The sequence below is a fragment of the Formosa sp. Hel1_31_208 genome (assembly GCF_900104785.1).
Classification (GTDB): domain Bacteria; phylum Bacteroidota; class Bacteroidia; order Flavobacteriales; family Flavobacteriaceae; genus Psychroserpens.
This window is the reverse complement of record NZ_LT629733.1, coordinates 1467519-1486606: the sequence shown is the minus strand read 5'-3', so window position 1 is coordinate 1486606 and position 19088 is coordinate 1467519. Positions and strand designations below refer to the sequence as shown.

The 19088-nt window shown below is 35.3% G+C and carries 19 protein-coding genes; 14 read left to right on the top strand and 5 right to left on the bottom strand.

What is annotated here, in order from left to right:
• Positions 1 to 133 precede the first annotated feature (133 nt).
• Positions 134 to 2188: a tetratricopeptide repeat-containing sensor histidine kinase gene (locus BLT57_RS06750; RefSeq protein ID WP_091423993.1), complete on the top strand. Its 2055-nt coding sequence runs from the start codon at positions 134 to 136 to the stop codon at positions 2186 to 2188.
• Between the two features lie 87 nt (positions 2189 to 2275).
• Here BLT57_RS06750 and ctlX read toward each other — a convergent pair whose 3' ends face one another.
• Together ctlX and BLT57_RS06740 are read right to left on the bottom strand one after the other, a co-directional pair.
• Entirely contained in the window at positions 2276 to 3208 is a 933-nt protein-coding gene (gene ctlX / locus BLT57_RS06745) for a citrulline utilization hydrolase CtlX (RefSeq protein ID WP_091423990.1), read from the bottom strand.
• 48 nt (positions 3209 to 3256) lie between these two features.
• Positions 3257 to 3646 carry a hypothetical protein gene (locus tag BLT57_RS06740; RefSeq protein WP_091423988.1) on the bottom strand — a complete coding sequence of 130 codons (390 nt, stop codon included), beginning with the start codon at positions 3644 to 3646 and terminating at the stop codon, positions 3257 to 3259.
• A gap of 114 nt (positions 3647 to 3760) precedes the next feature.
• On the opposite strand from BLT57_RS06740, the gene BLT57_RS06735 reads away from it, so the two are divergent.
• Positions 3761 to 5494 (top strand): M14 family metallopeptidase, encoded by a 1734-nt coding sequence (locus tag BLT57_RS06735; protein WP_091423985.1) that lies wholly within the window; start codon positions 3761 to 3763, stop codon positions 5492 to 5494.
• 18 nt (positions 5495 to 5512) lie between these two features.
• Here BLT57_RS06735 and BLT57_RS06730 read toward each other — a convergent pair whose 3' ends face one another.
• The gene (locus BLT57_RS06730) at positions 5513 to 6094 is read right to left on the bottom strand and encodes an NUDIX hydrolase (RefSeq protein ID WP_091423984.1); all 582 of its coding nucleotides are present in this window, start codon (positions 6092 to 6094) and stop codon (positions 5513 to 5515) included.
• Positions 6095 to 6220: 126 nt separating this feature from the next.
• Between BLT57_RS06730 and pyrE the strand changes: the two genes are divergently transcribed.
• Together pyrE and BLT57_RS06720 are read left to right on the top strand one after the other, a co-directional pair.
• Positions 6221 to 6865, top strand: coding sequence for an orotate phosphoribosyltransferase (pyrE, locus tag BLT57_RS06725; RefSeq protein ID WP_091423981.1), 645 nt, complete (start codon positions 6221 to 6223; stop codon positions 6863 to 6865).
• 32 nt (positions 6866 to 6897) lie between these two features.
• Positions 6898 to 7293 (top strand): SRPBCC family protein, encoded by a 396-nt coding sequence (locus tag BLT57_RS06720; RefSeq protein WP_091423979.1) that lies wholly within the window; start codon positions 6898 to 6900, stop codon positions 7291 to 7293.
• Here the strand turns inward: BLT57_RS06720 and BLT57_RS06715 are convergent.
• Positions 7290 to 8021, bottom strand: a complete 732-nt coding sequence (locus tag BLT57_RS06715; protein ID WP_091423976.1) for a biotin--[acetyl-CoA-carboxylase] ligase — start codon at positions 8019 to 8021, stop codon at positions 7290 to 7292. The genes BLT57_RS06720 and BLT57_RS06715 overlap by 4 nt on opposite strands.
• 96 nt (positions 8022 to 8117) lie before the next feature.
• On the opposite strand from BLT57_RS06715, the gene rsfS reads away from it, so the two are divergent.
• From rsfS to BLT57_RS06675, 8 genes are all read left to right on the top strand, one after another.
• Entirely contained in the window at positions 8118 to 8489 is a 372-nt protein-coding gene (rsfS, locus tag BLT57_RS06710) for a ribosome silencing factor (RefSeq protein WP_091423973.1), read from the top strand.
• Between the two features lie 38 nt (positions 8490 to 8527).
• Entirely contained in the window at positions 8528 to 10492 is a 1965-nt protein-coding gene (gene ftsH, locus BLT57_RS06705) for an ATP-dependent zinc metalloprotease FtsH (protein ID WP_091423970.1), read from the top strand.
• Positions 10493 to 10609: 117 nt separating this feature from the next.
• Positions 10610 to 11215: an LUD domain-containing protein gene (locus BLT57_RS06700; protein WP_091423967.1), complete on the top strand. Its 606-nt coding sequence runs from the start codon at positions 10610 to 10612 to the stop codon at positions 11213 to 11215.
• On the top strand, positions 11216 to 12037 hold the full coding sequence (locus tag BLT57_RS06695; RefSeq protein ID WP_091423964.1) for a phosphatidate cytidylyltransferase: 822 nt from the start codon (positions 11216 to 11218) through the stop codon (positions 12035 to 12037). It abuts the gene before it with no gap.
• Entirely contained in the window at positions 12027 to 12680 is a 654-nt protein-coding gene (locus BLT57_RS06690) for a phosphatidylserine decarboxylase family protein (protein ID WP_091423962.1), read from the top strand. The genes BLT57_RS06695 and BLT57_RS06690 overlap by 11 nt, the downstream gene beginning before the upstream one ends.
• Positions 12677 to 12943, top strand: coding sequence for an acyl-CoA-binding protein (locus BLT57_RS06685; protein WP_091423959.1), 267 nt, complete (start codon positions 12677 to 12679; stop codon positions 12941 to 12943). The genes BLT57_RS06690 and BLT57_RS06685 overlap by 4 nt, the downstream gene beginning before the upstream one ends.
• 20 nt (positions 12944 to 12963) lie before the next feature.
• Positions 12964 to 14046 (top strand): NADH:flavin oxidoreductase, encoded by a 1083-nt coding sequence (locus BLT57_RS06680; protein WP_091423957.1) that lies wholly within the window; start codon positions 12964 to 12966, stop codon positions 14044 to 14046.
• 140 nt (positions 14047 to 14186) lie between these two features.
• Entirely contained in the window at positions 14187 to 16598 is a 2412-nt protein-coding gene (locus BLT57_RS06675) for an outer membrane beta-barrel family protein (RefSeq protein WP_231928784.1), read from the top strand.
• Positions 16599 to 16752: 154 nt separating this feature from the next.
• On the opposite strand, the gene BLT57_RS06670 is transcribed toward BLT57_RS06675, so the two are convergent.
• Entirely contained in the window at positions 16753 to 17427 is a 675-nt protein-coding gene (locus BLT57_RS06670; RefSeq protein WP_091426693.1) for a hypothetical protein, read from the bottom strand.
• Positions 17428 to 17572: 145 nt separating this feature from the next.
• Here BLT57_RS06670 and BLT57_RS06665 point away from each other — a divergent pair, with 145 nt between their 5' ends.
• Together BLT57_RS06665 and BLT57_RS06660 are read left to right on the top strand one after the other, a co-directional pair.
• Positions 17573 to 18586, top strand: coding sequence for a hypothetical protein (locus BLT57_RS06665; protein WP_091423951.1), 1014 nt, complete (start codon positions 17573 to 17575; stop codon positions 18584 to 18586).
• A complete protein-coding gene (locus BLT57_RS06660) occupies positions 18583 to 19065 on the top strand; it encodes a nucleoside-triphosphatase (protein WP_091423948.1) in 483 nt (160 codons plus the stop codon). Before BLT57_RS06665 ends, BLT57_RS06660 begins: the two co-directional genes overlap by 4 nt.
• Positions 19066 to 19088 lie beyond the last annotated feature (23 nt).

The following is a 19088-nucleotide window of genomic DNA, read 5'->3' as shown; positions in this document are numbered from 1 at the left end:
CCCAAACGTTGATGACACTTAATAACCAATCCTTATTAAGATTGACTTTATTATTTCAGCACTCTAACTATCTGAACCAAAAGGTTGTTTGGTGTAAAAATAATTCTGCAATTTCTAATACTCTCATTAAGGTATGAAGCGGTTAATTACATTAGCTGTTTTCTGTTCTTCGCTCTTATGTTTTGCACAAACAAATGAGATCGACAGTCTTACTATACAATTAGCTTATCAAAAACAAGATTCTGCAAAGGTAGATACATCATTGCTTCTTGTTAAAGCTCTGTACACGAGTAAGAACTACAAGAAAGCTTTATTGTACATTGACCAAACCGAACGACTTTCAAAATTTTTAAACCACACCAAGGGCATTGCAGATGTAAACTATTACAAGGCATTAATCTATGCGCAAAAGGATGACTATTACAATGCCATTGATGGTTATAATAGATCCCGAAAATACTACAGTCAACTAGGCGATACACTGGGTATTGCTAAAGTAAACAATAGCATTGGTTTAATAGAAATCAAACGCGGTAATTACAGCGTTGGTTTAGAAAATTCCTTATCGGCTATAAAAACCTTCGAATCCCGCAATTTAAAAGCCGAATTAAGTTCAGCTTACAATAATCTAGCCGAGGCCTATTACAAAACATATCAGGTGGATAAAGCACTTGAATTTAACATCAAGGCTCTTAAAGTTAGAGAACAGTTAAGAGATAGTATTGGAATAAAAAGATCTACTCGCAACATTGCCTTGTTATATTCGGAACGCAAAGAACACCGTAAGGCTATTGAATACTATGAGAAAGTCTTAAAACTTCTCAATCCAAATACGGATCAAACATTAAAAGGTGAAATTTTGCCACGCATTGGTGCAGAATATTTGCGTTTTAAAGATTACGATAAAGCTGCTGAATATCTAGTAGAAGGTTTAAAATTCAACCGAAACATCAAAAATGAAGATGGTGTGTTACGTGCTCTAAACGCTATTGGAGAACTCAACCTTCAACAGAAAAAAACAAAATTAGCCGAACTACAAGTTAATGAAGCCTATGCGATTGCATTAAAAATTGACAATAAACCTGAATTATTAAAAAATTACAGACTACATAAAGAAATTGATTCCATCAACGGTAAGTTTCGAAATGCATTCTTTTGGCAAGGAAAATATTTTAATCTGAAACGGGAACTTGATAAAGAGAATCAGCCTATTGTTCCAGTCATTACAGAACCCATTAAGGTAGAGCCATTAAATACCAATAATGATTTCAACTCTATTGCTATTAAAGAAAAAAATAAGGAAAATGAAATCACGTTTAAACGACTTAAGGCCATATCATATATTCTAGGTGCTGCTTTTTTAATTGTTTCTACGATTCTATTATTGATTTATTTAAAACGAAAAAATACACTGAAATTCAATAAAGAACTACGAGAAAAGAATCTAAAAATCGAGTATCAAAATAAAGAGCTTGCCAAACAAGCATCACATTTGGAGGAAGTCAATCACGTGAAAGATCGTCTATTTTCAATTGTTTCCCATGATCTAAAAGATTCGATTTCTTCTATTAAAGGATTTATCGATTTACTTAAAGAAGATGGTTTATCGCGAGAAGAGTTTTATGAACTCGTTCCTGAACTCAGTGAAAATGCAGATAGTGCCTCACAATTATTATTTAATTTATTGAACTGGTCTAAGTCGCAAATGCAAAATTTAGAACCTAAACCAGATTTATTTAATATCCAAGATGTATTTAAAGATAAAATAAGCCTCGTCGAACAAAAGGTCGAGCAAAAACGCATTGTATTGATTGATGAATCACACCGAGATTTTGTATATGCTGACAAAAGCATGATAGAAATTGTGATTCAAAATTTAATTACTAATGCCGTAAAATTCACGCGCGTAGGTGATGTGATTACAGTATCTAATAGCGATCATGACGGTAAGTGCCTCATTTGTATTGAAGATACTGGTGTTGGTATTTCAAGAGAGAATCTTGATAAACTTTTCCAAAGCGGTACATTTTCAACTCGAGGTACCGAGAACGAAAAAGGTACTGGCTTAGGGCTGACCATTTGTAAAGAGTTAGTAGAACTTAATAAGGGTAGAATTTGGGCTGAAAGCACATTAAACGTTGGAACCAAATTTTACGTAGAACTTCCTAAAATAAAGCCTGTTCAATAATTTTTATTATAGTATTATAACCTTTTGTACTAATACCAAATATATTTAGCGTGCACAAAATGATTATTCCACCTTTACAAAACGAGATTAAATCTTAGGCAAAAACACTTCTGCCATCATACATCGTGCGCTGCCACCACCACAGGTTTCTATGGTTTCTAATGAGCTTGAAAGTATCGGGCAGAACTTCTCAATAGATGCTATTTGTTGAGGCGACAAGCTATCATGAGCGGCTTTACTCATCACGAGATAACGTTGATCATTTTCTCCTCTTACCTGCAACATATTACCTGCAAATTGATGCATCTGTTTTTCCGAAATTTCTATGATTGTTTTTCCATCAGTTTTGAGATGTTTAATTACATTCTTACGCTCCTTTTTATCATCTATAGCATCCAAACATATGACTGAAAACTGTTCGGCAAGACACATCATCACATTCGTGTGATATATTGGTAATCGTTCTCCATTCACGGATTGATTTGCAGTAAACACAACGGGTGTATATTCAAAATCTTCACAAAACTCAATAAATAAGTCTTCATCAGCTCTTGCGGATAAAGCACAATAAGCTTTGCCATTAATACGATCTAAGACCAAACTACCTGTACCTTCTAAAAACAGACCTTCGTCCTCAGCACTGGTATAATCGATAATATTTTCTATTCTGAAACCCTCATTTTCTAGACGTATAAACACTTCATCTCGACGTTCTTTTCTTCTGTTTTCAGCAAACATCGGATATAAACCTACATTTCCATTTTCATGAAAACTCACCCAATTATTTGGAAAGACAGAATCTGGCGTATCCATTAATTCGTCATCATTTTCGACAATCACATTAACTCCAACTGCTTTTAACTTCAAAACAAAAGCATCAAATTCTTGTTGCGCTTTAGCGTTAATCTCCGCATTTTTGATGCTTAAATCTTCTTGAAAATAATTATTAACAGCTGTTTCCTCGTTCATCCGAAAATTGACCGGACGAATCATCAAAATGGTATTTGTAGTTTGCAACATTGTATAAAATTAAAGTGCAGTAAAATTAGTCAAATTTGCCATACGATTCTATATCGCACTTTTATTATTTTGTTGCAATAAAAGCCAGTTTAATCCTTCTTCGCGTTCCTTAAATATTTTGATTTTCCAATTGTTCTGTTTATTAATATCCATAACAATCTCTGTGGCCATTTCACCACTCTGACTGCGCACAATAACAGCTCGATAATCAACATCTTCATTGAGATCGCCCATAGCAGTTTGAGCTTCAAATGTATAAGAGTATCCGTGTTGTTTATTAATTAATAAAGAAAACGGGGGGTTTAAATGAGATCGCAACAAGTTGCGATAGGCCGAGACCATTGACGCGTCTATGACAACACCATCATTAATTATAATTTCGGCAATATTAGATTTAAGTATATTAACTTTTCCAAAGGGTAAAATAAAAACATTCATTTCGCTATTAGTTTAAAGGGATAATTCAAATTTAGATTAACTTTGGATCATTTAAATTAAAGTTGACGAAAGAAATAAACAACAATATTAACAATTGCACATTACTTTTTGAATATGAAAAAACTAGCGCTTTTCTGTCTTATCTTATGCTCTTGCACTTCGGAAAACAAACCCATAATCACCGATTTTAAGACCCAATTTGAAATCTCAAATGGCACACAAACGGCTACTTATGAGGGAACTATTACCTATTACAAACAACTTGCAGCAGCTTATGATGCTATTCAAATCGAAGCTATTGGAGAAACAGATTCTGGAAAGCCACTACATATTATAACGCTTAATCCAGATATGAATTTTGATTTTTCAGAAGTTAGGAAATCGAAACGTATCCTCTTGATTAATAATGGTATTCATCCTGGAGAATCTGATGGTATTGATGCGACTATGCTTTTATATCGCGATATTGTTCAAGGCAAAATAACAATGCCCAAATCAACAGTTCTTGTGACTATTCCTGTTTATAATGTTGGTGGGAGTTTAAATCGAAACGCGACAACAAGAACCAATCAAAATGGCCCTGAAGATTATGGTTTTAGAGGAAATGCAAGAAACTTTGACCTTAATAGAGATTTCATAAAATCAGACACTAAAAACGCAAGAACCTTTGCGAGTATCTTTCATCGCGTTCAACCTGATGTGTTCATAGATAATCATGTAAGTAATGGTGCCGATTATCAATATACATTGACTCATTTATTTACCCAGCACAACAAACTAGGAGGTAAATTAGGCGACTTCCTTCATACGACGATGATGCCTCAGCTAGAAGAAAAATTAGCGGTTCAGGATTGGGACATTACACCTTATGTCAACGTTTTTAACAGAACTCCTGAGCAAGGTTTTAGTCAGTTTATGGATTCACCGCGCTACTCAACCGGTTATACAACCCTTTGGAATACTTTGGGGATAATGGTAGAAACTCATATGCTTAAACCCTATAAACAACGTGTTGAAGGCACATATGAACTCATGAAAAGTATGATTGAAATCACAGAAACTCAAGGTGAGCAAATTTCAGAATTACGAAAAAATGCTACGACTGAATTACTCAAACAAAAGAGCTATCCAATCCGATGGACAGTTGATACCACAAGAACTTCAACACTACAATTTAAAGGTTATGAAGGCCAAATGATTGAAAGTGATCTCACAGGTGCGAAGCGTTTAAAATATGATCGTACAAAACCCTTTACAAAGGATATCATTTATAGTAATTACATGGCATCCACCTTAAGTGTTGAGATTCCAAAAGCCTATATCATTCCTCATGGTTGGTGGAACGTCATTGAATTATTAGAGCTGAACAAAGTTGAAATGACCCCAATTGAAAAGGATACAACCATATTGGTGACATCTTTCAAAATAAAAAACTATCAAACACGACAACAAGCTTATGAAGGTCATTATCCGCATTACAATGTGGACCTAGATCGTTTTGAAGATCAAGTCACTTTCTCAAAAGGTGACCTCTTAATAGAAACCAACCAAACAGCACTGAGATATTTGCTCGAAACGCTCGAACCTCAAGCTCCAGATTCGTTTTTTAGTTGGAATTTTTTTGATACCATTCTTCAACAAAAAGAAGGCTTTTCCCCTTATGTCTGGGAAGATAAAGCCAAAGCTATCCTCTCTCAAAACCCAAAACTGCAAATAGATTTTAATCTCAAAAAAACTTCAGATATAGAATTTGCTAATAACTGGTATGCGCAATTAGATTGGCTACACAAACACAGTGCGCATTATGAAAAAGCGCATTTGCAATATCCTGTGTATCGAATAGAATAATATGATAGAGCCAATAGCTTAAACTAAAAGCTTAATATTAGCATAGCTATTTGCTAAGGCCTTTTGGCTATACAATTCATCTAACCATGCTACTTTTGTAATACCCTCTTTTTCTTGTGGATACAACTGACCATCATATGCGGTTTTCATTTGAAACCAATAGGTGATTTTTATCCTATGGTTACCGTTGCGTTTAAAAATATGATAGGTTGTGGCAAGAGGTTTTGTTATTGACAATCCCGTCACACCAGTTTCCTCTTCTACTTCACGAATTGCAGTGCGTTCAATCGTTTCTTTACCTTCTATTTTACCTTTGGGTAAATCCCATTTGTTGTTTCTATAGATAAACAATATTTTATCTTGCTCATTATAAACTTTTCCACCACCGGCTATTACATTAGGTAATAATTTTAAGAATTTTTTCAAGAGTTTATCCTCATGATCTCCAATTAATCGTACTTCTTTTAAAGAGGTTGTATTTAATTCTTTAATTACCTTACCAATATGAACTGTTGACAATAGATAATTTTTAAACCCTTCCTCCTTTTCAACTTGAGTAGTTAAAACGATTGGCTTATTATTTACATAGATATAATACATGCAATATTTATCTTGGAATCTTTAAAAAGTAAAAATATCATTTTTATAATAATGTTCTTCAATTTTGAAATTATTTATTTTAAGGTTTTAAAATTACATTTTATTAAAAATCCGTAGTTTTGCAACATGATTTTTGATAAAGACACCGCCAAACAAACTGCCGAAGTTTTACTAAAGATAAATGCAATAAAACTTCAGCCAAACGACCCCTTTATTTGGGCTTCAGGCTGGAACTCTCCAATATATTGCGATAACCGAATTGTATTGTCATTTCCGCCCATTCGAAATTACATTAGAGAAACCATGGCAAAGCATATTGAGTCGCACTATGGAAAAGTAGATGTAATCGCTGGTGTTGCTACTGGAGCTATTGGGATTGGCATTTTAGTCGCTGAGTATTTAGGTTTACCATTTATTTATGTGAGACCTGAAGCAAAATCTCATGGACGCCAAAATCAAATTGAAGGTTTTGTTGAAGCTGGTCAAAATGTAGTCGTTGTAGAAGACCTCATTAGTACTGGTAAAAGCAGTCTAAATGCGGTGAAGGCCTTAGAAGCGGCCAATGTAAATGTAAAGGGCATGGTGGCGATATTTACTTATGGTTTTGAAGTGGCGAAGACGAATTTTGACAAAGCAAAGGTCAACCTACACACCTTAAGTAATTATGAAAATCTTCTGGAGCAAGCGCTTGATACCAAATATATAAATGCTAAAGAACAAGAAGTTTTGGCACAATGGAATACTAATCCGAGTGAATGGAATGCTATTTGAGCATAGTTATCTAAATTGATAAATACTTAAGAATGAAATTAGAATCACCAAAAACAACTATAAATAAATCAGCTCAAGAGGCCTACGACTTCTTATCAGATGTTAAAAATTTTGAGAAACTAATGCCTGAAAACATTAGTAAATTTGAGATCTTAGAAGAGGATAAATTTTTATTTGCTCTAAAAGGTATGCCAGAAATCGTGTTAAAAAAAATGGACAGTATACCTCCAAATAAAATTGTTTTGGGCGCTGCTGGTGGAAAACTTGATTTCTCCCTAACCGCCAATATTACTGAAATAGAAACATCTAAAAGTGAAGTTGCCTTAGTTTTTGAAGGTGAATTCAACGCAATGATGGCTATGATGATTAAAGGACCAATTAATAAGTTTATTGAAACACTAGTTGGAAATATGCCCGCTAAGGTTTAATAGAGCAACTGCACCTCTTTCAATTGAAACACCATAATTCTGTTGTCTTCTACTAAAATCTGAAGGTGACCAGAGTCTGTAACTCCTTTTATAAAACCAGAAAACAAACCTCTCTCAGCATTTTTAAATGTTGAAGGTTTATTTTTTCTAAATAATTCTTGCTCATAGCGTTTTTTCAATTCGACTAGTTCTCTATCTCTAAGAAGGCTCATATTTACTTTGAGATATTTTAAAATACGTTGTAGCACTTCATCTAAATCAAAAGACTTTCCAGAAACAATTTGCATTGAACTTGCCAAAGCCAAGTCATTAAATTGAGTTTGATTGACATTGAGTCCAAAACCAATAATGCTACCTTGTAGTTGATTGTTTTTTATGACATTTTCAATCAATATACCCGAAATCTTCTTTTGGTCTGCCAAAATGTCGTTAGGCCATTTCACTTTTACCTTTTTTATTTGAAAGCTTTTTAAGGCACTTGAAATTGCTAATGATACGGCCATACTAATATAAAAACTGTGCTCTATATTTAAATAAGAAACATCAACGAAGACACTGCAAATCAGGTTTTTTGAAGGTTGAGAAGTCCATGTAGTCCCCATTTGACCTCGACCCTTTAGCTGTGATTCAGCAACAACAACGGTAAAATCACTAAGTACTTCGGCAGCACTCAACTGTCTTAAAAAAGTGTTGGTTGAGTCGATGGCACTAAGTTTGATTATACGCATAGGAATGGTCTTGAAAAAATTATAAATTTCTTATGATAAATATCCGTTCAAAAGAAGCAAAAAAATAATAACTTTGCACAAAATTAAATCAATTTAATGGCGAAAAAAAATATGAGTGCAGATCAACTAATAACGACGGTTATAGCTGGTATTGAAGATGTAAAAGGAAAAGAAATTACGATTTTAGATTTAAGAGAGATTGAAAATACAGTTTGCGATTACTTCGTTATTTGTGAAGGAACCTCCAATACACAAGTAAACGCCATTGTTTCTTCCATACAAAAAAAGGTTAGTAAAGAGCATAAAGACAATCCGTGGCATATTGAAGGAAGTGATAATGCTGAGTGGGTATTAATGGATTATGTAAATGTCGTTGTTCATGTCTTTCAAAAACATATTAGAGATTATTATGATATTGAAAGTCTTTGGGGTGATGCAAAAACGACTCAAATAGAATCAAGTTATTAAACATATTAAATAAAAAACCACCTCAGTGGTAATTATAGATGGCAAAAGAGAATAAAAATTTAAATAAAAAACCAAAGTTTAGTCCCTACTGGATCTACGGCTTTGTAATCGCTGCATTCTTAGCGATTCAAATGTTCTCCGGTGGTTTTGGTGGATCAAATGCTCAAAAACTTACAGTTTCCGAGTTTTTGAATTACATGAATCAAGGTGATGTAGAAAAACTTGATGTAGTAAATCGACGCGAAGCTCGTGTTTATCTTACTAAAGAGGCGGCTCAAAAAGAGATTCATAAAAAAGCAAGAAACACTAACATACTTCCTTCTACAGAGCCTCCTGCAAATTATAAATTTGAGTTTGGTGAATTAGAATTATTCCAAAACAAAGTAGAATCTGCTTTGGCGAATGATCCTACCTTGGATGTAGACGTGAATTTCACAACTGAAGAAAATGTCTTTGGCAACTTACTATTATCCTTACTTCCTTTTATTCTTATTATCGGTGTATGGATCTTCATTATGAGACGTATGTCTGGTGGATCAGGTGGCGGTGCTGGTGGACAAATTTTCAATATTGGAAAATCTAAAGCCAAACTCTTCGATGAGAAAACCGATGTTAAAACGTCTTTCAAAGATGTTGCGGGATTAGAAGGGGCTAAAGAAGAAGTTCAAGAAATTGTAGACTTCTTAAAAAACCCTGAAAAATACACCTCACTTGGTGGTAAAATTCCTAAAGGCGCCTTATTAGTTGGACAACCTGGTACTGGTAAAACCTTATTAGCCAAAGCAGTTGCAGGTGAAGCTCAAGTACCATTCTTCTCACTTTCTGGCTCAGATTTCGTAGAAATGTTCGTTGGAGTTGGTGCCTCTCGTGTGCGCGACTTGTTTAAACAAGCAAAAGAAAAATCACCTGCAATTATATTCATTGATGAAATTGACGCCATTGGTAGAGCACGTGGAAAAAATAACTTCTCAGGCTCTAATGATGAACGTGAAAACACCCTGAACCAATTGTTGACTGAAATGGATGGTTTTGGAACCAATACCAATGTGATTGTTTTAGCAGCAACCAACAGAGCCGATGTCCTCGACAAAGCTCTAATGCGTGCTGGTCGATTTGACAGACAGATCTATGTGGATCTTCCAGATGTTAGAGAGCGAAAAGAAATTTTTGAAGTACATCTTAGACCTATCAAACAAGCCGAAAAATTAGATATTGATTTCTTAGCAAAACAAACCCCCGGATTTTCTGGAGCAGATATTGCCAATGTGTGTAATGAAGCAGCACTTATTGCGGCTCGTGGAGGTAAGAAAGCTGTTGAAAAACAGGATTTCTTAGATGCTGTTGATCGTATTGTTGGTGGATTAGAGAAAAAGAATAAAATCATTACTAAAGACGAGAAAAAAGCCATTGCTTACCACGAAGCTGGACATGCCACTGTAAGTTGGATGTTAGAGCATGCTGCCCCACTTGTAAAAGTTACTATTGTACCTAGAGGTCAGTCTTTAGGAGCAGCTTGGTATTTACCTGAAGAGCGATTAATTGTGCGTCCAGAACAAATGCTAGACGAAATGTGTGCTGCCTTAGGCGGTAGGGCTGCAGAAAAAGTGATTTTTAATCAGATTTCGACAGGAGCTTTAAGTGATCTTGAAAAGGTAACAAAACAAGCTAGAGCCATGGTTACGATCTACGGCTTAAGTGATAAAGTTGGAAATTTAACCTATTATGATTCTTCAGGTCAATCGGAATACGGCTTTACTAAACCCTACAGTGAACAGACTGCCGAGTTGATAGATAAAGAGATTTCAGATATTATAGAAAAGCAATACCAACGTGCCATTGCGCTCCTAGAAGAGAATAAAGATAAGCTAACTCAATTAGCGGAAGTACTTCTAGATAAGGAAGTTATATTTAAAGATAATTTAGAGAAAATCTTTGGTGTAAGACCATTTAAAAAACCAGAGCAAGCGACAAAATCAAAAAGTCAAATTGAGGAAGAAGAATAAACATTTTTTTCAACGCATATTATCACATAAAAAACTTAAATTAATCCACGATTAGTTTAAGTTTTTTTATATTTGAGAAATCCATTAATGCAATTAGGTTAATAGCAGTCCCTATACATGAGTTTATTTCGGAAAATCTTTGGTTTAAAAAACACGCCTGAGGATAACATAAAAAACGAAGAGAGAGGCAAATATATGCCAGAAATAAAGCTGCCCGTAGATGAACAGTTCACAATAAATTTCAAGGCTAATGGCGGTAAGTTCTTATACTGCGAAAATATTCAGGAAGTTTATGATAGTCTTGATGCTATTCTAAAAGAAAATGATTGGAAAGGTTCTAAAGTTCTATTGTTTGACGATGGCTTGAACGAACTTTTTAAGGATTTTAATTTCGATATAACCAAGCGTATTTCAGAAAGTACATTCTTCTTCTCAACCTGTGAGTATTTAATTTCAGATGATGGCTCCTTACTTATTTCATCGAATCAAATCGCAGAAAAGAAACTTAAAGAATTGCCAGATAACTTTATCATTTATGCCACCACAAGCCAATTTGTTCAAAATATTGGAGAAGGCTTGAGAGGTATTAAAGGTAAAAACCGAGATAAGATCCCAACAAATATTACGACCATAAAACATTTTAAAACCGTCGAAGATAAAGACTTTTTGACGTACGGAAGCAGCTCAAAAAACTTATATTTGATGCTCCTAGAAGATTTATAAATGAAAGAAATTGGTACAAGAGCACTCTCCGGACTTTTATACGTGTCCCTTCTTATAGCATCTCTATACTGGCAAAATGCACTTATTGCGCTATTTTTTTTGTTCGGACTTATATGTATGGCCGAATTCAAAAAACTAATTCAGCTAAAAGGCTTTTTTCCATATATCGTATTTACCGTGCTCTACCTAGGTTTCGCATATTGGAAAATTATTGCCGATTCTGTTAAAGGAATAGATGAAGCCTCACAAATTCTTTTAGTGATTACCATATTTGTAGAACTTCTACTTATAAAAGATCTCTTTTCAGAAAAAACCATTCCGCTCTTTGAATCTAAGCGATTTATAATTACCACTTTTTACTTATCTAGTAGCTTTGTGTTTTTAATATGTATTGCTAATTTTAATCAAACCTTTACACCTTTGCTTCTTCTCGGATCATTTATCTTAGTTTGGGTCAATGATACCTTTGCCTATCTCGTGGGTAAAAACTTCGGAAAGCAGAAACTGTTTCCAAGTATTTCTCCTAAAAAAACGGTAGAAGGCTTCCTAGGCGGACTCTTTTTCTCATGTATTGCCAGTATTTTTATCGCACACTTCACAGAGACCTTAACCTTTACCAACTGGTTGATTCTAGGTATCATTGTGAGTGTTTTTGGAACACTTGGCGACCTCATCGAATCTAAGTTTAAGCGTATGGCACAAGTCAAAGACAGCGGTATTATTATGCCTGGTCATGGTGGACTTTTAGATCGTCTAGATAGTATTATCTTTGCAGCACCCTTTATATTTATATTTTTAAGAATCGTTACCTATGTTTCATAAAGAAGGCTATAAAATCATATTCATTACACTCACAGTAGTAATCACATCGGTTTTACTTATCGATTGGTTTGTTAGCATCCCATGGTTACGTATGAGCTTAATGTTATTTATGCTCGTACTTTTAGTACTAATACTGCAATTCTTCAGAAATCCGAAACGTCATACCGTATTACAAGACCATACATGCGTATCTCCCGTTGATGGTAAAGTGGTCGTAATTGAAGAGGTCTTTGAAAAGGAAATTTTTAATGACAAACGCATTCAAGTATCTGTATTTATGTCACCTCTCAATGTCCATGTAACACGTTATCCTATTAGCGGAAACATAAGCTATAGTAAATACCATTCAGGCAAATACCTTGTGGCATGGCATCCAAAAGCAAGTGAAGAGAATGAACGCACTACAGTAGTGGTTGAAAATAAAAACTTCGGAAGAGTACTCTACCGACAAATTGCAGGGGCTTTAGCTAAACGTATTGTCAATTACGCAAAGGTTGATGCTCAAGCAGCTCAAGGAAGCGATTCCGGATTTATAAAATTTGGCTCTCGTGTGGATGTCTTTTTACCCTTAGATGCCGATATTAAAGTACAGTTGAACCAAAAAGTTAAAGGTGGCGAAAGTATTATTGCCGAGCGTGTATGACTTCTGAAGAATTGGACATAGAATTTAAAAAAAGTGTAGCACGCATCAATGCGCATACTGAGCCTTTTCCTGCCGATTTCCTACTGCGTCTTTATGCGTATTACAAGAAAGCAACTAATAATTACGAACGACCAAGTAGTAGCAAACCCATTATCAATGCCTTTAAAACCAATGCCTTATTTCAAGTTCAGGATGTAACTGAAGACGAAGCCAAACGTATTTATATCGATCTCGTTGATAATTATTTTTTATACCGAAAATAGCGCCTAATATCTATTTTTATATGAATACAAGACCAAATTCTATTCTAACATTTCAATGTGGCGCTGTAATGCCAAACCGATTCATGCTTGCACCAATGACCAATAGCCAAAGTCATGAGGATGGCACACTCTCTACTGATGAATACCACTGGTTAACGATGCGTGCAAAAGGTGGTTTCGGACTTACAATGACCTGTGCCTCTCATGTTCAATTTATTGGGAAAGGATTTCCAGGGCAACTGGGTATATATAACGATATGCATATTGAAGGTCACCAACGTCTAGCCGCTGGCATTAAAGCTCATAATAGTTTAGCGGTAATTCAACTACATCACGCTGGAATGCGCACTCCCGAAGACTTAATTGGTGAACAGCCCGTTTCTTCTTCAGCAGTAGAAAAACACAATGCACGAGCCTTAAGTTTAAAGGAAGTTGAACAACTTCGTGACGACTTTATAGCAGCTGCAGTACGTTCGCAAAAAGCAGGCTATGATGGTGTGGAAGTTCATGGCGCTCATGGCTACATACTTACCCAGTTTTTAAGTGCAGATATTAACAAACGTACGGATAGTTATGGTGGCAGTTTAGAGAATCGCTCACGTCTTCTTTTTCAAATTGTAGATGGGATTCGTGAAGCTTGCGGACCAGAATTCTTGTTAGGTGTGCGATTATCGCCTGAACGTTTTGGTATGAAATTACATGAGTCGAAAACCATTTGTCAACAATTAATCAATAACTATCACATTGATTTTTTAGATATTTCACTATGGGATGTGTTTAAACAACCTGAAGAACTCGAATTCCAAGATAAAAGCTTATTGCAGCATTTTTCAGATTTAGACTTTAAACATGTAAAATGGACCGTTGCTGGAAAGATTAATTCCGGACAAGATGTGCACAAAGTCTTGGACGCTGGTGTCGATGTTGTATCTATTGGTCGTTCGGCTATTTTACATCATGATTTCCCAAAGCAAGTATTGGCAAATGCAAACTTTGAACCTACAACATTACCCGTTTCAGAAACGTATCTTAGAAATGAAGGTTTAGGTGATAACTTTATCACCTATATGAAACGCTGGGATGGGTTTGTGGCCAATGAATAGCCTAAGTCAATAGAAAACACAGGTCACGCAATCATTTAATTAATTATATTTAGCTATGAATTGTCGGAATAGCACGTATTTTAAGACTAATAATAACCAACAACTACCAACCCAATATGCGTTTTATTAAGAATTCCCTTATGGTACTATTATGGTGCTCAATGTTCCCTTTTTCACTCATCGCACAAAATACATCCAACACCATCAATGGCGTTGTAAAACTCGACGAAGCTACTGCTATAGAATTTGCTTCGGTGGCGTTATTTCAAGATAATACAAGTTTTGTAAAAAGTGCTATCACTGATGCTAGAGGTCGGTTTAGTATTAAAAATATAGAGCCAGGTAGCTATACCATTAGAATAGACCATATGGGTTATGCTACATACATTTCCGAAGCCTTTAATATTTCAGCATCTCAAACGGTCAATTTACCTCCTATTCTGTTGAAGGAAGAAAATAACGCTTTGGATGAAGTCGTCATCACTAAGAAAAAACAGATGATTGAAGTGAAAGCCGATAAAATCATTTTTAATGTAGCTAGCAGTCCGAGTGCCTCAGGAACCAATGGTTTGGATCTTTTAAAAGCAGCTCCAGGCGTTACTTTAGATTTAGATAATTCCATTTCACTATTAGGAAAAAGCAATGTTCAAGTCTATCTTAATGGCGTACAATCACGCTTATCTGGAAATGATTTAACCACCTTCTTACAGAGTCTTACATCTGATACCATTGAATCTATTGAAATCATTTCCAATCCTGGTACGCAATATGAAGCTGAGGGTACAGGAGGCATCATTAATATCCGACTTAAAAAAGCCGTAGCTACTGGATTCAATGGAACAGCCGCTTCAAGTTTTACTAAAGGAGAAGAATACCGCTATAGCAATAACATATCGTTAAACCTCGGTCTCGAAAAGCTACAAACGAGCTTTGATATTACCCAATCGCATAATAACAATCTGGTCCTTTTTGACGATCGCAAACAACAAAACAATGTGGCCCTGCTGCTGGACTCCAGAGACAACCAGATTAGAGATGGATATAATGTTGGGTTAGCACTAGAATCTCAATTAAACGACAAGCATTATGTGGGACTTAATGGACGTGCTATTTTTAATACTATTGATAACCGGTTAAATAGTTTCACGGATATATTTACAGTGCAACCTCCAGAACTGTCTGAAATCTTATTCTCACAATCCCTTGTTGATGGGACATCAACCAATTACTTGGTTAATGGATTTCATTTGTGGACCTTAAACGATGATAGTTCTATCACTACTAATTTAAGTTTAGGTGTTTATGATAGTGAGCAAATCACCATGCAACCTAACACCTATTTTGAAGCTGATGGTTCTACGGTTATTGAAATAGACGATACGCAATTTGATTCGGATACGCAAATCAATTTATGGTCTGCAAAAGTTGACTACGAAAAAAACTGGGATAACCTGAGTCTTACTACTGGTTTTAAATATGCACAGGTAAAAACTCAAAATAGTTTTAAATTTTTTAATGTCAGTAATCAAATCCCTGTGTTTGATCCGACAAAAAGTAATGACTTCGATTACACTGAAAATGTTACCGCCTTTTACACCAATCTTAATTTTAAATTAAGCGAAAAATGGTCTTTAAACACGGGGCTTCGAATAGAAAACACCGATTCTCGCGGACAATTATTTTCTGAAGTAGAAACTGACAATAACGATGTCTCTCGAAACTATACCGATTATTTCCCTAATGTTAGTCTGTCATATGATGATCAAGATAAGCATAGTTTTAGTTTGGGAATTGGACGACGTATTACACGACCTAATTACCAAGATTTAAATCCGTTTGAAAGTCCTACGAGCCAGTTGGTTGTTTGGAAAGGAAACCCCTTTCTAAACCCAAATTACATCATGAATTACCAAGTCTCGTATGCGTTTCAGCAGAAATACATTTTAACAGCATCATATAGTGAAATCACCGATTTCTTTTCAAGGATTGTTGAGATTACAGGTAACGAATCGACACAGATTATCCCAAGAAACATGGAAAAAGCCACTACTCTAGGGCTTTCATTAAGTTTCCCCGTGACCCTAACCAAGTACTGGGATCTGCAAGTCTTAGGAAACATATCAAGAGAAACCTTTAAAGGTGATGTAGAAAGCACTGTTATTGATATTGATAATACACTATGGAATTACCGCATACAGAACAACATAAAAATAAACTCAGATTTGTTATTAGATGTGACGTTAACTCAACGTAGTCGATGGATATGGAGAGGTTCTGTGTTTATTCAAGGAACCCAAGGCCTCAGTTTTGGAATTCGAAAAGACTTCTTTGATAAGAAACTCCAATTGCGAATCACAGGAAGTGATATTCTTCGCACCGAGAGTGAATACCCTTATACCTCCGATTATGGCGGCATTGACCTCGATGGTATCTATATTGCTGATAACCGTCGTTTTGGACTAGGACTCACGTACAACTTTGGTGGTCCAAAAGCCGAAAGTAAAAACATTAAAAGTGGTCTCGACGAAGAGCTCGACCGTATTCAGAACTAAACGAAAAATTCCGAGATCTGCGTATTGAGTTATTGATAAATTTTCTCAGTACTCATAAGGCTTATTATACTTACAAAAAATAGCGATAATGTCTTATCGCTATTTATTGTTTTAATGGTTAAGTAGTCTTGTAAACATCGTATATAGTTAAATATTAGGTTTTAGGCAAATGCACGCCTTTTCCCAGTATAATAGCACCCATAGCTACTAACCAAAGTACCTTCACATGAAACAATGGTTTGTAAATTTCATAATTATCAGGAATACCCATAACAATGCCCATTGCTGCCAAACCTAAAAGTGCGGTAAACCAGCCTAACCATTTGGGAACGATCTGCCATTTAATAAATCCATAGCCTAGCAAGACTAAACCAACTCCTGAAAAGACACGACCAAAGCGTATAAAGCAGGTAACATATTGATTGGTAAATAAAATATCGTGCATAAAAGCTTGGATTTCTGCTGCAGACATTCCTGCTGTTTCACCAACACCCCAAGCACCAAAATTGTAAAAATAGGCGTTAGCAATGGCTAAGGTAAACGTCCCTATAATTACCATACCTGCTCCTGGCAAGATAATTACACGATACGGTTTTCTTGCCGTTACTGACACCAAAGCAAATAAAGCAATGCCCATCGTCACCCATCCAAAAATATGAATGCGATACATCCATATCCACGTCCAAACACTTTCACCAATGGCTTCAAAATCTGAAGCAACAATGTATTCACCAATATGATGAGGCGATAAGGCCCAACCTAACCATAATAATAATGCGGCCACAATAAATGCCCAACCCGTAACCTTAGTTTCGAAATCTTTTTGCATGATCTTTAACATTTTGTATTTTTAAGTAATTGCACAATTTAGCATTATCTCTAATTTTTCAATGTAACATTTGTTACACAACACAATGAATTGGTTTGATTAACTTACAACACCTTATCTATAAGAGACGTTGTTACATACGCAAATGAAGAACGAAAATAAATTAATTATAGAACGCTTAACTGCCTTATGGGCTCTTAATGAATGTGGTCTTGGTGGTTTCATGCACGCTTTTAGTTCACCATTTACAGGTATTGTGGTTGGTGGTATTTCTATTTTGTTAATTACCTTAATTGCACAACATTCTAAAAACCTACGATCTACCTTGCTTAAAGCCTTAACTATTGTGTTGTTGGTAAAGTTGAGCGTAAGTCCACATTCTCCTGTAACGGCTTATTTTGCAGTGTCATTCCAAGCATTTTTAGGTATGGTCTTATATCACATGTTCTCTGTGAATCGTTTTACCATTGTACTCTTAGGGATGATTACCTTTTTAGAATCGGCATTACAAAAACTGTTAACTTTAACTATTATATATGGAGAATCGCTTTGGGATGCGATAGAGGTATATACCACTTGGATAAGCAATCAATTAAGCATCTTAGAGCTCAACTTATCTGCTAAAGCTTTAAGTATTGCATTTGTAACGTTTTATGCGTTTGCGGGAATCCTAGTCGGATTTTTAATTATAAGAATCATCGGACTAATGCAAACCGTTGAAAGCTCCCAAATAAATGACATCCCTATAGCAATCGATAGCACCTCAAAACATAAGACATCAAAACGAGGTTCAAAAAAAGTGTTGCTGTTTTGGTCCATAACTCTATTGGTCATTATGCTGCCCTTATTATTTTTTAAAACTGAATATGGTGGTTGGGAAACGGCCCTATATCTCGTGGCACGCAGTTTATTAATTATAGGCTTGTGGTATATTGTTTTAGGACCCTTGTTACTCAAAGGTTTAAACAAAATACTTTCAAAACGACAGAATACTTATCAAAGCGAAATTCAAAGCACCTTAGATTTATTACCCCATTTAAAGTTTATTATTAAGTATGCTTGGCAAGATAGTAAGTCATTAAAGGGACTAAATAGAATGCAGCACTTTTTAGCAAAAAGCATCGTATATAGTATTCACTTTAATCCTTCTAAACGATGATCTATATCTTAACAGGCGACATAAATACAGGAAAAAGTACAGCGTTGATGAAATGGATAAAAGGCAGACCAGATGTCTTTGGCGTATTAAGCCCAAGAGATGACAAGAACCATCGCTATTTTTTGAATGTTAAAACCCATGAGGCATTTGCAATGGAGACAACTTCCAAAGATGAGGATAGTATTATTGTTGGCCCTTATCATTTTTTGAAAACGGCCTTTAAAAAAGCCAATAGCATTATTGAGGAAGCTGCAAAACAGCAAACCTCAGGTTTTATTATTATTGATGAATTGGGTAAATTAGAGTTGAAAACAGAGGGTTTACATAAATCAGCAGTGTCAGCCATTAATAGAACGAAGTATGAAGCTCAACTGCATACTATTTTAGTGGTGCGAACACCATTAATTGAGACCATTTTAAAACACTATAATATCACTAATAGTCAACGTCTTCTTATTGAGGAACTGTCGAGCGTTTAAACAACATATGTAACATTGGTTAC